13 protein-coding genes are annotated in these 15,585 nt (G+C 56.0%); 7 read left to right on the plus strand and 6 right to left on the minus strand.

The window, feature by feature from the left end; genetic code table 11:
* Positions 1 to 23: 23 nt before the first annotated feature.
* Entirely contained in the window at positions 24 to 1,238 is a 1,215-nt protein-coding gene (locus tag DHN55_RS03825; RefSeq protein ID WP_337659895.1) for a phosphatase PAP2 family protein, read from the minus strand.
* Between the two features lie 163 nt (positions 1,239 to 1,401).
* Positions 1,402 to 3,186 (minus strand): tetratricopeptide repeat protein, encoded by a 1,785-nt coding sequence (locus tag DHN55_RS03830; protein ID WP_108880049.1) that lies wholly within the window; start codon positions 3,184 to 3,186, stop codon positions 1,402 to 1,404.
* A 373-nt stretch (positions 3,187 to 3,559) separates the two neighbouring features.
* Between DHN55_RS03830 and DHN55_RS03835 the strand changes: the two genes are divergently transcribed.
* From DHN55_RS03835 to DHN55_RS03870, 7 genes are all read left to right on the plus strand, one after another.
* A complete protein-coding gene (locus DHN55_RS03835; protein ID WP_337659896.1) occupies positions 3,560 to 4,264 on the plus strand; it encodes a Crp/Fnr family transcriptional regulator in 705 nt (234 codons plus the stop codon).
* A 14-nt stretch (positions 4,265 to 4,278) separates the two neighbouring features.
* Positions 4,279 to 5,493 (plus strand): YcaO-like family protein, encoded by a 1,215-nt coding sequence (locus tag DHN55_RS03840; protein ID WP_108880051.1) that lies wholly within the window; start codon positions 4,279 to 4,281, stop codon positions 5,491 to 5,493.
* Positions 5,490 to 6,854, plus strand: coding sequence for a TfuA-like protein (locus DHN55_RS03845; RefSeq protein WP_108880052.1), 1,365 nt, complete (start codon positions 5,490 to 5,492; stop codon positions 6,852 to 6,854). The genes DHN55_RS03840 and DHN55_RS03845 overlap by 4 nt, the downstream gene beginning before the upstream one ends.
* A gap of 48 nt (positions 6,855 to 6,902) precedes the next feature.
* On the plus strand, positions 6,903 to 8,207 hold the full coding sequence (locus DHN55_RS03850) for a hypothetical protein (protein ID WP_108880053.1): 1,305 nt from the start codon (positions 6,903 to 6,905) through the stop codon (positions 8,205 to 8,207).
* A gap of 187 nt (positions 8,208 to 8,394) precedes the next feature.
* Entirely contained in the window at positions 8,395 to 9,033 is a 639-nt protein-coding gene (locus tag DHN55_RS22215) for a hypothetical protein (protein ID WP_337659897.1), read from the plus strand.
* An 88-nt stretch (positions 9,034 to 9,121) separates the two neighbouring features.
* The gene (locus DHN55_RS03865) at positions 9,122 to 9,523 is read left to right on the plus strand and encodes a hypothetical protein (RefSeq protein WP_108880055.1); all 402 of its coding nucleotides are present in this window, start codon (positions 9,122 to 9,124) and stop codon (positions 9,521 to 9,523) included.
* A 57-nt stretch (positions 9,524 to 9,580) separates the two neighbouring features.
* Positions 9,581 to 11,311, plus strand: coding sequence for an adenylate/guanylate cyclase domain-containing protein (locus DHN55_RS03870; RefSeq protein WP_337659898.1), 1,731 nt, complete (start codon positions 9,581 to 9,583; stop codon positions 11,309 to 11,311).
* Between the two features lie 8 nt (positions 11,312 to 11,319).
* Here the strand turns inward: DHN55_RS03870 and DHN55_RS03875 are convergent, their stop codons facing one another.
* From DHN55_RS03875 to DHN55_RS03890, 4 genes are read right to left on the minus strand one after another with little or no spacing between them, the layout of a single operon-like run.
* Positions 11,320 to 11,619, minus strand: a complete 300-nt coding sequence (locus DHN55_RS03875) for a DUF1513 domain-containing protein (protein ID WP_108880057.1) — start codon at positions 11,617 to 11,619, stop codon at positions 11,320 to 11,322.
* A 16-nt stretch (positions 11,620 to 11,635) separates the two neighbouring features.
* On the minus strand, positions 11,636 to 13,087 hold the full coding sequence (locus DHN55_RS03880) for a di-heme oxidoredictase family protein (RefSeq protein ID WP_108880058.1): 1,452 nt from the start codon (positions 13,085 to 13,087) through the stop codon (positions 11,636 to 11,638).
* Between the two features lie 5 nt (positions 13,088 to 13,092).
* On the minus strand, positions 13,093 to 14,280 hold the full coding sequence (locus DHN55_RS03885) for a DUF2325 domain-containing protein (protein ID WP_337659899.1): 1,188 nt from the start codon (positions 14,278 to 14,280) through the stop codon (positions 13,093 to 13,095).
* Between the two features lie 17 nt (positions 14,281 to 14,297).
* Positions 14,298 to 15,572: an imelysin family protein gene (locus tag DHN55_RS03890; protein WP_108880060.1), complete on the minus strand. Its 1,275-nt coding sequence runs from the start codon at positions 15,570 to 15,572 to the stop codon at positions 14,298 to 14,300.
* Positions 15,573 to 15,585: the final 13 nt, after the last annotated feature.

Consider the following 15,585-nt stretch of genomic DNA (forward strand, 5'->3'; position numbering starts at 1 on the left):
TGACGTTCTCCTTTGAGGTTCAATCAGGCGGGGTTCTTCCACTCTTCGGCAGCTCGCTGCCACATCCAGCCAAGCAGATCGGAATGATCTCCGTGCGGCCGGCGTTTTTGCTCAAACAGGTAGTTGCTGGGTTTGATTTGGGGGGGTGAGCTGCCATCGGCAGTGCCAACTTCAAAGATGTCAGCCCACCTGAAATCGCCATCAAACGTAAATTTGGGATTGCCGAAACTTGCGGTAGGCCACAAGAATTTCCATGCGGCGAATTCTGCCTGATGAGTGAACCGACCAACCAGGTACTGCCCGAGCGTCAGCCCCAATGAAGCACCAGCCGCGCTGTCAATAGGAAAGTGAACTCCCGCGACCGTCCTGTTCACAGCAATCCGGGATGCCTGGCGCATCAACTGTACCGGCCAGCCTGTTTCCGAAAACTGAGGATTGTCGGCCTGCCCGGTTCGCATCAACATCAACAACACATACGCGAGGACAAATGCTTCGGTCGCGTGTCCGCTCGGCAACGTACCGTGGCCAGGGGTTGATATGATCGGCTGAACCTGCGGGGAGTAACTACTTGGCCGCTTGCAGGCAAGGGCATGTTTCATCCTCATTTCCACAATGTTCGTTGTCCTCAGCACCGCTGCCAGCAACTCGACTGTCCAGCGCGACTTCTCAAGTTGCAGGTCCGCAATCGACGCGAAGAAGGCTGATGCCCCGGAAATCTGTGCAAGAATCTCGTGTGCACGGTCAATTCGCAAGTCTGCGTAACTGTTCAGGAAGTCCAACTGCTGCCGGAATGCTTCGGGGTCCGGACGGTGTACTTTGATGAGCGTCTTGTATTTGTGATTTTTCTTTGTTCCTGCCGGATCGTTTGCCAAATGGAGCAATGAAGCAGATGCACCGACCTTCGTTATTTTCGTGGAAAAACCAAGCCGGGACGAAAGTTCAAAGTCCAGAATACTGGCCCGCACCCATGGTGCCCACTGCTCCATATTACCAGATTTTTCAAACGACAACTGCGCGGGAGTTGTGCCAGGTTTTTGCCACGGACCTACGATGCCGTCCCGATTGGTAATCAGCGCGCCAGGGCCAACCAAGCCGTGTCCCATTCCAGCCATGCCCGCCATTCCAGCCATGCCCGCCATTCCAGCCATTCCAGCCATGCCTGCCATACCCGCCATTCCAGCCATTCCAGCCATTCCAGCCATTCCAGCCATGCCTGCGCTAATGGATTCCGTACTCATTGCTTCTTCTCCCTGGAGTTGGATGTTGATCAATTGGTAGCAGCACAAAAACAAGACTTCTGTTAAACAACTAACACAGCCCTGAAACACGAATTCCAATCGAGTAGCCGGCAAAAATCCGAGATTCAAACTTTTCCAAACACTGAGACAGGCGTGAAAGAGTTCATTTAGGAACGCCAACCTCAACAAGTACGTCTGCCCACTCTTGGCCGATGGGGTATGGTTGGCTCGGAGACTTCGCCAACCAGTCACTGACGGTCAAGTCAGGCTCCAGCGACATCAGAAGCGCAACAATTTCCTCTGCTTCATCGAATTGTCCCAAACGCCAAAGCGAAGCAGACAGTACTCTCAACGTAGACGTGTGCGTGCGGTTAGCTCGCAACGAACGCTTGGCCAGCCGCATTGCGTCATCATAGCGATGGGCCGCCAACGCTGCAGTTGCAGCCAATGAGTCGTAAAAATACTTGTGTGGATCAATGGGGCTGAGTTTCAGTGCTTTGCCGGTATTGTCCACGGCCACTTCACCTTCACCGCGGAAAGCATGCATCGTTCCCTTTAACAACCAGGCCAGGGAGTTGTTGGGATTGGCATTCAGAGCAGCTTCGTATCGAACCTCAGCGGCATCCAGTTCTCGCAACAGGTTGGTGTGCACCATCCCGTCAATTGTCAAACTCAGAGAACATTCCGGGTCAATATCAAGCGCCCGCTTGGTAAGATCCAGGGCCCTGCTGCCTTCCTCGACAGGACTATCTGACCAACCTTGCTGAACCTTCAGTACATGCCAGTTAGCCATCCATGCGCTTGGCAGGGATTGTCTGGATGCCCTGTTGGCCAGCTCTTCAAGCAGATCTCTTGCAAGCACAAAATCCACCTTTGACAGCCGGTGCATCAATGAAATTGCCGCAATCAGCAACGAGTAGCTTTCCAACGTTGGCAGCGGTTGCGACTTGACCCGCTTTACTTCCCGAACACTGATGGCACGGCTAATGTCACCAACTATTCTGTCGATCAAATCGGGATTTTCATCAAGAACGCAATGGACAGTATCTCTGTATCTCTCTGCCCAGACCACGCTACCGGTTTTGGTTTCGGCAAGCTCAACATCTGTGATCAGCTGATCGTTCGCTATGTTGTAGCTTCCAGACATGACAAACTCAGCAGAAAGAACATTGCCGATTTCTTTCGGATCTGTCGTCGTGTTGTTCCTAAATGCAGCCGTCGACAAACGAGATATAACGTCGAATGTTGAAACGTGGGAAAATGACCGGATAATCTGATCTGCAATCACCTCTCCGATTACTTCGTGTGCTTCACCAACCAATCCGGCAGTGAATGGAACAATTGCAAGAGCTGGCAGTTTTGGTTTGAGGGTATCGATTAAGGGCAACTTCGGATAACCATCAGACCGGCATATCTTGTAGGCTCTCACCGGCATCGAAAGGTGTTTTAGATAGCAGTCTCCCAAATCCGTAATCTCTGCATCCAGCTCCGCAATCAGTTGTTCACGAACCGGAGCTGTAACCACGATCTCGCCTGGCCCAGCCAAAGTGGTCAACCGCGCACCTATCATTACTTCCCGACCATAAACATCATGCTCATCGATCAGCACCTCACTGGCGCTCAACCCCATTCTCAAATGCAGTTGCTGATCTACCGTCAAACCCTTGTTCATACTTGTGCTGAGGGATTGAATCTCAAGTGCAGCATTGACAGCAGCTCTGGCCGTCATGAAATTCAATACAAACCCATCTCCCAGGCTGTTGCCAAACTGACCCTGGTGAAGAGGGAGTATCTGCTCTTCGAGCTGGTCGCGAAGAGACCTTATGTGCGCAATGGTCTGGTGCTCAAAACGATCCAGCAACCGAGTGGATTCAACAACGTCTACGAACAGCACCGCTCGTTTGTCTCTGAATACTGTCTTGAGGATTCTCATCGCCCCGGTATTCATTGATTCCGCTCTAAAATTGACTTTCTTTCGCAGTCATTTCATTTGTTGAAATACCTAAAGTTTACACTACGTAAGAATTTAGCTCCGTGTAAACAGGCATGTGTATTGATTCCGCTCCACGTCGTCACATTCATGTTACGAATTGGGTCCTGACTGAATGTTCTTCGCCACTGTGAGACGACGGTGCGCGAGATCATCGCCAGCCAATCTTCATTGATGAAGAATTCACTTCCCTATTCCTGAACAAACACCCTTGGCTTTGGGTGCAATGCAACCTAATGATGGGACAGGGACGGCACCTGTTTATCAATTCGGTATTTTCAGTGGCTGGTGTAGGATGTCCTTTTTGGTTGACGACTTGAGATGCAGCACAATGGATCTGGACAAGAATGAACTGCTGACCCGGGTGTCGATATTCAGTGTTCTCGCGGAAGAGGAACGGAATGTCGTTGCCGCAAAGTGCCAGTGGAGCAACTACAGCAAGAACCAGACAGTGCTGGATGAAAGCGATTCCAGCACGGATATCTTCTTCGTCATCGAAGGCTCGGTTTCAGCCAAGGGCTTTTCGATGAACGGCAAGGAGGTCACCTACACCTTCATCAGCCAGGGCGAAATGTTCGGGGAGTTTGCCGCGATTGACAACCAGACCCGGTCAGCTTCGATCCAGCCGATGGAAGACGCGGTGATCGCGCGCATGTCGTCTGCCGATTTCAAGTCGGTGCTGCACGACTACCCGCCCGTTGCGGTGCGCTTTGCGGAACACCTTGTGCAGAAACTCAGATACCTCACCAACCGGGTGTTTGAATTCAGCACCATGTCGGTCGGCTACCGGCTGCACGCGGAACTTTTGCGGTATTGCGTGGAGAGCGGGATTCAGGAGAATGCCGCAAAAATCGAACCAGCCCCCACCCATTATGAAATCGCCGCTCGCATCAGCACACACCGTGAAGCCGTGTCCCGGCACCTGAGCCAACTGGAAGCGGCAGGCATTGTCGAGGCGTCGCGCAAGCGGATCATTGTCCTCGATGTCAACCGGCTGCGCGATATCGTGAACGAGTTCAGCTCAGATCACCTGTGAGCCGGAAAACCCAGATGACGGCGTCGAAGAGTTATTTCGCAGGTACCCACCGAACCGTTGCGCCCGCAGACACAGTCGAGCGGTTAAAGCCGCTCATGAGCGATTTCGGCATCACACGCATTGCCGACGTCACCGGTCTTGACCGCATCGGCATACCGGTTGTCATGGTCGTCAGGCCAAATTCGCGATCTGTTGCGGTATCGCAGGGCAAAGGCCTGGACATCGCATCCGCCAAGGCCTCCGGCCTGATGGAAGCGATCGAAACCTGGCATGCGGAACGGCTGGTGCTGCCGCTGAAACTGGCCAGTTACCGCGAGCTGAGCGCAGACCACCCGGTGGTTCAGATCGACCGCCTGCCACCGCTGGAAGACAGCCTGTTTCATCGCGATCAGCCCATCTTGTGGATTGAAGGCAAGAACCTGTTCGACCGGCAACCTGTGTGGCTGCCCTACGAGATGGTGCACACCAATTACAATATCCCAAGGCCAACGGGGCATGGCTGCTTTCCGGCCAGCACCAACGGGCTTGCTTCGGGAAACCACATTCTCGAGGCGACCTGCCACGCCATCTGCGAGGTGATCGAACGGGACGCGTCAACATTGTGGCACCACCTGGACCCGGACGAACGCTGGGCGACGCGCATCGACGTCGACACCATTGACGATCCGTACTGCGGCGAACTTCTGCGCATACTGGCGCAGGCTGAGCTTGAACCGGTCATCTGGAACATGACAACCGACACGGGCGTGCCGGCATTTTATTGCCTGTTGCTGGACGAAAACACCGGCGACGGCCACATGGGAGCCGGCGCCGGATGCCATCCGGCACGGGAAATCGCGCTTTCACGGGCCCTGACCGAGGCGGTGCAGACCCGCACCACCTATATAGCCGGGTCGAGGGACGACCTCACCCCGGCGGAATTCTCGGAAGCCGGTCGCGCTGAAAAATACCGCTATGCCGAGCGCATGATGGAAGGCGGCGACGGCCAGGGTAATTTCCAGGAGATTTTCAGCAAGCTTGCCACAACCATGGAAGATGATATCGAATTTGTGCTGGCCGGGTTGGCCGCAGCGGGCATTGACGAGGTTGCCGTGATCGACATGACCAGCGCCAAGTACGAAATACCTGTCGTACGGGTGGTGATCCCGGGCCTGGAGGCACCGCATGATGACGATGGTTACATACCGGGGCCACGTGCGCTCAGTGTTGTCGAGGCAAGCCAGCCGTGATCGTCATCTTCTCAGGGCCGACCCTTCCTCCCAGTGAAATTGCCACGCGGCCGGACCTGGTCTGCCTGCCTCCGGCACGGCGTGGTGACATCCACAGGGCACTGCAGCTGAACCCGGAAATAATCGGCATTGTCGACGGCTATTTCCAGGGCGAGCTGTCAATCTGGCACAAGGAAATCCTGTGGACGATGTCGCAAGGCGTGCATGTTTTCGGCTCCTCGAGCATGGGCGCGCTGCGGGCTGCCGAACTGCACCAGTTCGGCATGCGCGGTGTCGGGCAGATCTTCGAGAGCTACCGGGACGGCGAACTTGAAGATGACGATGAAGTAGCCCTGATCCACGGGCCGCAGGACATGGGCTACATTGGCCTGTCCGAACCGATGGTCAACATTCGAGCCACCCTGAAACAGGCCGTCAGCGACGGTGTCCTGACGGCAAAGCTGGCGGGCAGGTTGATCGACGCGGCCAAGGCCACCTACTACCGCGAACGCAACTGGGACACCTTGCTGAGCTCTGCCAAGGCCAAGAAGAAACACGCCTCGCAGATACGCGCATTCAGGGACTGGCTTGCGGACGGCAAGGTTGACGCCAAGCGCGATGATGCCCTTCAGATGCTGCGCGAGATAGAAGAGTTTGCCGCCACCGATCCGCCGCCGAACGAGGCCAGCTATACGTTTGAGTACACGCATCTCTGGCACTCCGTTGTCGAGGATACCGACGCGCAACCCGCCCTGGCCGCACAGCAATCAGGCGAGCCTTCCGCCATGGGCATCCTCAACGAGCTCCGCCTGGACCCGGATACCTATTACAACGTGCAGCGCGAAGCTTTGCTGCGCCTGCTGGCGCTCAAGGAACAGCGGGGACGCGGATACCAGGCAAGCAGCGAGGAACTGAATGACAGGGTCAGGGACTTTCGTCTCGCGAATGCGCTGACCAAGCGCAAGAAACTGGATGCCTGGCTGACCCGGAACGACACGGACGATGCCGGCGTGCTGCGAATGGCCAATGACAATGCGCTTGTTGACCAGTTGCTGGTTGAAGCCGAAGGCGAGCTTGACGAGCACATGCTGTCGACATTGCGCGAGACCGGGCAGTTCGTGACACTGCGCGACAAGGCAAGTGAGAAAACCCGCTTTGCCGAACAAATGCTTGCGCAGGAGGAAGATGAAGACCAGCAAGACTTCGGTGCCGGGCGTCTGCAACTGGCAGCGTGGCATTTTGAGGATTGCCTTGAACGCGAAATGCCGGCGGACTTCAACGCCTATGCGCAATCAATCGGCCTGGTCTCAGCCGACGAATTTTTCGAGTTGCTGAGGGTTGAATACCAGTATCGCCAACTGGCCGACGGCAAACCGGTTTGAATAAGGTTGCCGACTGGTGATAATCTTTGACGTCAATGGGAGGGCGCCATGAGTTGGGCCAGTAACGAGCGAACCAAATTCCTGCTGTATCCACGGCCTCCCGGGCAGGAGGAAGCTGTCGAGCCGGAAGAAATCGAAGTCTCCCTTGAAGCAGGCACGATCGGGCCCGGACCGGCAGATGACCGCATGTATGCCATCTTCCCGCACGACAAGCTGGTGACCTACGGAAGTGAAATCAACCGTGCTGGAGAGCAGTTTTCCCCACCGTGGTACGGCACAATTCATGAACCGGCACAGCCCGACGCGAACGGTCATTTCACGCATCTGGAACTCGGCACGCCGCAGTTCGAAGCGGCTCACCTTTATGGCTGCACGCGATTTGTGCTGGACATCTGGGAGGGATATTTCGACCAACCGATCCATTGGCATTTCGGCGATATCTACGAGCGCATGGAACTTGTCATCATGCCGCGTTTCCCCAACGCAACCATGGGCTTCGGCTTCATGGAGATCGGCGGGTATGACATCGATGAAAACGGTTACCAGCCGTTCAGCCTGAATTTCGATGTGATCGGCCATGAGGTCGGGCACTCGATCATCTATCCGATCATCGGATTACCCGATCCCGAAAGGGTGCATCACGACTATTACGGGTTTCACGAATCCGCAGCAGACATGGTGGCACTGATTTCATCCCTGCATTTCGAGAGCGCCCTGGACCACCTGCTGGAGACAACCCATGGCAATCTGTATGCCCTGAACAGCCTCAACCGCATCGGCAAGCTGAGCAAGAACAAGCAGATCAGAATTGCATCGAATGAGCTGACCTTGTGGGATTTCACCGATGGCTGGACGGATGAGCATGATCTGGGCCAACCGCTGACGGCAGCGATCTTCGATACTCTCGTCGACATCTTTCACGACAGCATGAAGGATTGGGGCCTGGTAACCGAAGAGATAATCGAGATAGCGGACGCACTGGAAGACCAGGACGAATACCTGAGCGTCATGCAGGATTTCTTCGATCAGATCTACGAGGCTCAGTGGGGCCAGATGCGGCAGGCCTTGATGGAAGCGCGCGACATCATAGGCACCATCCTGGCCACGACATTTGCAAAACTGACCCCGCAGCTTACCTACAAGGATGTGGCCGACGCACTGGTGCTGGCTGAGCTGGAGATCTGCAACGGCTCTTACCGCAACATTCTGATCCACAACCTCAAGAAGCGGGGAATCGGTGATGTTGCGGTCGGACCAAGGCTGTCCGAACCGGACCATAACAGCCACGCATTTTCAGTCCGCACGCAATTGCCCGGCGGCAAAAGACGGGGATGCCGCCATACACGCAGATAACACACGATGAAGTTAGCGGATTGCAGTCCCAAAGGCTCGCAATGTGCTTTTCAACCGCGAAAAAAATAGTGTAGGCTATTTCCAGCCGGAATGACTTTGCGTAACAGCAATCTGGTTGCGAAGAAGGGGGAGTAACCAGAAAAGTTGCGCCGGTACAAATAGGGGTACACAAAAAAGGGGTGGGTACATGGCTGAGACATTACTCAGAACGTCCGGCATATTGCTGTTCGGACGTGTTCTAGACGACCTGTCAATCGACAGGAATCTGTACAAGGACGGCAAGCAAAAGCCGACGCGCAAAGGCGCCAACAAGTTTCTGCAACAACAATTGCTGGTCGAGGGAGCCGATAAAGCGCGCTTCGCCAGGATTTACGGTTTTGCCTATGATGGCCAGTACTACGAGATCGACCCGCCATCCATCATTCTGGTGCACGGCAAGGGTGAACGGCCGGAAACGGAACCGGGATACATGTCGGGTACGGGTGCAAAGGTTGCCCCCGGTCCAAGCTCGGCAGTCCTGACCGGTTCAGCTGTGCCCAGATTCCCGTTTGCTGCCGATATCAGAGTATGGGCCTACGATCAGGCTGACTTCACAATCCGGATGGACGTGACCGCCGGCACTTTTGAAGAGCTTCTGGTGGGTGCCGAATTGTCTTGGGATGATGAAAACCCGATCTTCAGCGGTGGCAAGGTCGGCGGCGGCAAGGTCGGCGGTGGCAAGGTCGGCGGTGGCAAGGTCGGCGGCGGCAAGGTCGGCGGCGGCAAGGTCGGTGGCGGCAAGGTCGGTGGCGGCAAGGTCGGCGGCGGCAAGGTCGGCGGCGGTTAAGCTACAATTGTCTGCCACAAAAATAGATCCACCGATGTTTGAGAAACAGGGTGTGTTCCATTCACGCTGAATCAGTGAGAAACGACAAATGACATTAGAAATCGAATCTGTAAAAATTGAGCGTCCCGCCCATCCGAACGAAGACTGCAAGAACACCATGGTTCGGGGGATAGAAGATGAGCCAGCTGAATACATTCTCATTGTGGGCTTGAATGAAAATGTGCTTCTGGACGGGTCGAGCATGGCTCTCGTCAAAAATGACGGATCTTGCGATGATGTCGACATGATCGAAGATTCATTTGAAAGACGGGCCGACAAACTCTATGAAGCAGTTTTCCGGATCAAAGACAGGCAAGAGACCGGTACCTACAAGGTAAAGCTCAACGATGCCGAGACGGAATGCCCGAAAGACGATGGTGACCCAGGTGACAAATGTGTCTGCATTGTCAAATCACCACATGAAAATAACAAGGGAACCGATTGCCCATAAGGGAATTTTGAGTTGGGAACGACGCAAAACGGAGACTTAAAGCGCAGAGTTCAGGAATTGAGGGCTTTACTGGTCTCAGATGTTGAAGGGTATACCCGGATGATGTCTGAGAACGAGGAGGAGGCCCACGAGCTTACTTCCGGTTGCCTGAACCTGTTCAGGAACCTGATCGACCAGCACCGCGGTGTGTTCATCAAATCTACCGGCGATGGCGTAATGATCGAGTTCAACTCGGTTACAGACGCTGTGTTTTATGGCATCAACATCCAGAAGCTGTTGAAAGAACACGTAAAAGACGTTCCCGAAAACAGGCGCCCGGTGTTTCGAATTGGTGTACATCTCGGCGAGATCATGCATGAAGGCGGCGATGTTTACGGCCATAGCGTGAATGTCGCGGCGCGTATTGAGCAATATGCGGATCCGAGCGGCATTTGTGTATCCGAAGTCGTTTATGAACTGGTCCGCCATAAATTGCACTTCGGTTTTGAATGTATTGGTCCGCGTGAACTCAAAAATGTCGAATTACCCATTACACTGTACAAGGTTCGCGAGGACGCAAGCACTTCCGTGATGCCTGCGGCAATGCGAAAACCTGAAAAAAAGCTCGAATTGCCGAGCAGGCCGTCCATAGCCATCCTGCCTTTCGTCAATATGGGTGGGTCCGAAGACAGTGGTTTCTTTTCCGACGGCATGAGTGAAGACATCATCACCAGCCTGTCAAAATTTGAAGAACTGTTTGTCATATCCAGGAATTCATCATTTGTTTACAAAGACTTAAATGTCCCTGCAAAGCAAATTGCAACAGAACTCGGTGTACGGTACATTCTCGAAGGCAGTGTCAGATTTGCCGGTGAGCGGTTGCGTGTCTCCGCGCAGCTCGTGGATGGCCAAACCGGCCATCATCTGTGGGCAGAAAAATATGACAGAAAATTCGAAGATATCTTCGAATTACAAGACAATGTGACAAAACTCATAGTTTCGACTCTGGCAAGCAGGTTAAAGTTCGCTGAAGCAACCCGGAGAAATGAATTGGAAACACAGAATCTGGAAGCCTACAGCGATTTGCTGCACGGACGCGAGTTCCTGCTCAAATACACGGCCGAAGACAACGCCAAGGCGCAGGAAATGTTCCTGTCCTCGTTCGATCGAGACTCAACCTATGCGCCCGCATGTGCGGGGTATGCCCGCGCGCGCAATTATGACTGGCAGTTTGGCTGGGGCGACAAGCACGAGACGGGGCTGGACGACGCGGTCAAATGGGCCGAGAAAGCCGTCACTCTGGACCGCTCAAGTGCGCGGGCGCATGCAGAACTGGGCTTCAACCTGTTGTTCAAGAAGGAAGTGGCGTCTGCCATAAAAGAACTGCGCAGCGCGCTGGAGCTCAATCCGAATGACAGCGACATACTCGCAGAACTGGCAGAAGCAATCACCTATAATGGCCAGCTTGAAGAGGCGGTTGAGTTGCTCAACCAGGCCATGCGGCTGAATCCATACCATCCCGATTGGTATCTGTGGTATCTGGCCGACGCTTATTTCGCCATGAAACGTTACAATGACGTGATCAATTCCCTGGAGCGGATGGCAAATCCGGCGATGGGCTGCAGACTGCTGGCCGCCAGCCATGCCTATCTGGGAAATGAGGAAAAGATGCTCTTTCACAAGGAGCAGGTGTTGTCGATGCAGCCTGACTTTTCCGTCAATGACTGGGTGAACAAGCAACCGGAAATGAATCCGGAAGAAACCGATCATTTTGCCGAAGGTTTGCTGAAAGCCGGACTGCCGGCCTGATCATTGCGCTACTGAAACAGATGCCTGCCGGATAATCCCGAAATATGATTGTCCCAGGCGAGATTGTCGGCACCCGCCTTTGATATCCGGGTTATCGAAGACGGATTGGCAGCTACCAGGCCGCCGGTGCCGCTGCTGACCAGGAAGCCTCCATTGCCTGTCGTGGCCGACACGCCACAGCCATCCTCAATTGCGGCACTGGCGAGGAATTTTCCGTCTGAAACCGACCAGAATGTCGACAGGTTGCCCCGGGGCGCGGTCACACCGGGCACCGTCAGCGCCAGGCAACCGGGATCCACATCGTCCATCTGGTCAGGAAGGCCTTCACAGGGAGCTCACAAACGCGATCAGGTCGGCCCGCTCCTTCGGCGTCATTGCGGCAAACGCATCCCGGGCCGCCTGGGCTTCGCCCCCGTGCCAGAGTATGGCCTCGGTGAGGTTTCGCGCCCTGCCGTCGTGCAGGAACAGCGTGTGCCCGCTGACTATCTCGGTCGCCCCGATGCCCCACAAAGGCGCGGTGCGCCACTCCCGGCCCAGTGCCTGGCCTTCCGGCAGGCCGTCGGCCAGGCCGTCACCCATGTCGTGCAGCAGCAAATCGGTATACGGCCAGATGGTCTGGCCTTTTTGTTCCGGCGCCACGTCCCTGGAGTCCAGCGTCCTGAAAGACGGCACATGGCAGGCGGCACAACCGGCAGAGCTGAACAGGGCCTTGCCGGCCAGCACTTGATCCGACTGTGCGTCAGAACGCTTCGGAACAGCCAGATTGCGAGCGTAGAAAGCAACAAGATCGAGCATCTCATCGGGCACTTCCACATTACCCTCAGCCGGATCAGCGCCGTTCTTTGCCTGCAGGCAGGCAGCCTGCGGTTCGGTGCAGTCCCCCGCACCCGGCGTGATCAGGCTGGTAGACAATCCCATGTCGCCGGAAAAGGCAGCAGCCGATTGTTGCCGCACCGTGGGCTGGCCCGCCTTCCAGCCGAAACGTCCCGGTTCGGCCATACCGGCCTCCAGGTTCATGACCATGTTGGGCCGGCCGGAAATACCATCACCGTCCGCATCTTCCGGATCGGCATTGGCGAGTATGTCCGGTGCGGAAATCGCTTCCAGCAGTCCAAGTCCGATCATCTGATTGGCGATGCGCGCCGACAGCCTGACGTCAGGGTGCATGGCCCCATAGGCCAGGTCCGCCAGCTCTATTTTCGGGCGCCGCAGCATGACCGTCTCGCCGCCGGACAGTTCGACCGCAAACTCCTCGTAACGCAGCTCGATACGAGCTTCCGGCTTGTGGCCCTGAATGGCAAAATCCTGTATTTGCCCGCCATAAACCGGATCAGGTTTTACAGGCGGCTTGTCGCCAGATAACGGAATGCCAACCCGAAGCAGCATTGACACTGCATTGTCCGACAGGTTTTCAGGCGGATGACCCCGGCCATCTTTCAGATGGCAGCGCTGGCAGGCACGGGCGTTATACAACGGGCCAAGGCCATCTGAAGAATTCGTTGATGCCGGCGCCGACACCCACAGCTTGCGGAAAATGCCATTGCCGATCTTGAAATCAAACTCGCGGTCAAAACCGGCATTGCCGGATGCGTGGGAAAACGCATTGGCGTTTTTGGCCGACCGGCGGGATGTTGCCTCGCCACCAGGCATTTCTTCACCCGGTACGAACGCTGCCGACCCCGCCTGCAATTCCGGCGCTTGCCAGAGCAGCAGCCAGCCAATGGCTCCCGCGCCCGCCAGGATTGGAAGATACCTCCGCCGAAGGCCTGATGTCATGGTTGCTACCTGTGTTGCATTGCGCTGGTGGCGCCGGTGTCCAAACGTGATGCGAGTTCCGCCAGGGCGCGCTGAAATGTTGTGGTGCCGCGAGACGATACCGGCATGAACGGCTTGTGCATTTTCTTGCATAGCTTCTTTGCCTTCAAGCAAGCCTGATGATTGATGCAATCGACCGGGCAAATCACAGCGTCACATCGACTTATCAAGTCATCAATCAGGTGGGTTGACTGTTCCAGCCCGCCATCGTGATGCAGCAGCGAAACCCTTGCGGCTTCGGCCGCCTTGGCAATCTGCGGCACGCTGGCCTGGCGGCCGCCGAGATACAGCACCGCCTTGCCGCATAAACCAAGGCCCGGGTCAAAGCTCGCGACCGGCGACTGTGGCGCTCTGGTCGGTTTCGATTTGCGCACCTCCGACAAGCGATCCTTCACCTGCTCCAGCTCATTGGCCAGCTGGCGGGCCCGGGTGCGGGCGGCGATCAGCGCGCGCTCCTGCTTTGCATTCAGCTTCGACAGCTTGTCTGCCCCAGGCGCCGCAGCCGAGGGCGTCCGCTGTTTCGTTCGGGACTTGCCAAGCTCATCCTGCAACTTTGCGATCTTGCCATCCCGAACATCGAGCGCATGGCGCACCTGGTTCGACCAGCGCTCCTGCCGGCGCTCCATCTGGTCTACCTTGGCCTGCAGTTCCGCCGCCGCCCCGACAATCTTTCGTGCCGTTCCCCCCAGCAGGTGAGACATCATGTGGACCTCACCGAAAATACGGTTTCGCAAGTCGTCGGAAACATGCCGGTGGGAAATAACCGCCCAGTAGGCTCCAGCTACGAAGCCGTCATTGACCGCCGTATTCCAGAAATCAACCAGCCTGTCATCTTCCGAGGTGTTGGCGACCCGACGGACCAGTCCGCCATAACGCCCGTCCAGCATCTTCTCGATGGCCCGGGAGATGTCGCCCGGTTCGCCTGCCTTGCGGGCAAAAAAACCATGTACATCGAAAACGCGGGCATCGTTCTCAATGTGTACATTCCACTTCCGCGCGATGATCAGCAAATCGTCATGGGTCAGGCATGTGCCGATCACCGAACAGCACCAGTGACCCATTTCACTCAGGCGAATGCGGCGGCCCTTTGCCTGGGCCACCGCATTAGGCAAACTACCCTTCTCGATGGCTTCCCCCTCATCGCCTGCTGACATCTGATGGCTGTTGCACATTACTGCGACTGATCGACGGCGGACGGGTTGTCCAGGCTGTCGGATCCCTCAACTTCGATCTTGAGATCGAGAGCCGCGACGACTTTTTCGATTGTGCGGGTCTGGGCCACCAGCGCGTCAATTGCGGCCTGGACGACCGCATTGCCCTCCTCGTTGCCTTCGCCGATCATCTGATCGTAGCTTTCACCGGCTTCGGCACGCTTGGCCATGACCTGCATCCTGGATACGGTATCGGCGATTTTTTCACGCAGTTCGGTGTCCAGTGCGGCATCCTTTGCCTTGACCAGATCGGACAGGGAGGCACCCTCGACAACTGACCCGTCAGTACGCTGGTACTTGCCCAGGTAGACATTCTCAATACCGATGACGTCATACAGGTGCGAGTTGTGGGTGTTGTCGGAAAAACAGTCATGCTCTTCTTCAGGGTCATGCAGCAGCAGCCCGAGCTTCATCCGCTCACCGGCAAGTTCACCGTATGACAGCGATCCCATGCCGGTCAGGACTGCCTTCAGCCCCGCGTTTGCCTTGCCTTCGGCCAGGGTCTTGCGGGCGGCTCCGTCTGCCGACCAGTTTGCAGCCATATCCTCAAGGTCCTTGATCAGGAGATCCGTGGCAGCTTTGAGATAATCAGCGCGGCGGTCGCAGTTGCCGCCGGTGCAATTGGCGGTGTCAAAATCGGTGTGCGGGCGATTGCCGGCACCGGGTTTGGTGCCGTTGTTGTCCTGGCCCCATAACAGGAACTCGATGGCGTGGTAGCCGGTGGCCACGTTCGCTTCGACGCCGCCGACTTCCTGCAGGCTTTCCAGAACAGCGGGCGTGATCTTGGTCGCATCAATCGTCTTGCCACCTGCAGTGACAGACTTGTTGGCCACAACGTTGACCGTGTAGAAAGGGTTTTCGTCCGAACTGTCGCCATACCCTGCCGGGTCGACATAGTCGATCAGTCCTTCATCGAGCGGCCATGCGTTCACCTTGCCTTCCCAGTCGTCGACGATGGCATTGCCGAACCGGTACACTTCGGTCTGCTGGTAAGGCACGCGGGCCGCAAGCCACGCGGTACGTGCTGCAGCAAGACTTTCAGCCGAAGGTGCCGCGACAAAGGCATCGACAGCCGTCTTGAGGGTTTGGGCGGTTGTCAGCGCATCACCGTATTTGGCAGCGGCAATGTCAGAATATGTTGCGATCACCGAGGATGCATCGGCAGCCGTGGCTGCCTGTACCGGGGCAAACACCGCCATGGCTGCAAGTGATGCTGTGATCAGACGTTTTTTCATCTCGTGTATTCCT

It is taken from the genome of Anderseniella sp. Alg231-50 (assembly GCF_900149695.1).
In the GTDB taxonomy this organism is placed as follows: Bacteria; Pseudomonadota; Alphaproteobacteria; order Rhizobiales; family Aestuariivirgaceae; genus Anderseniella.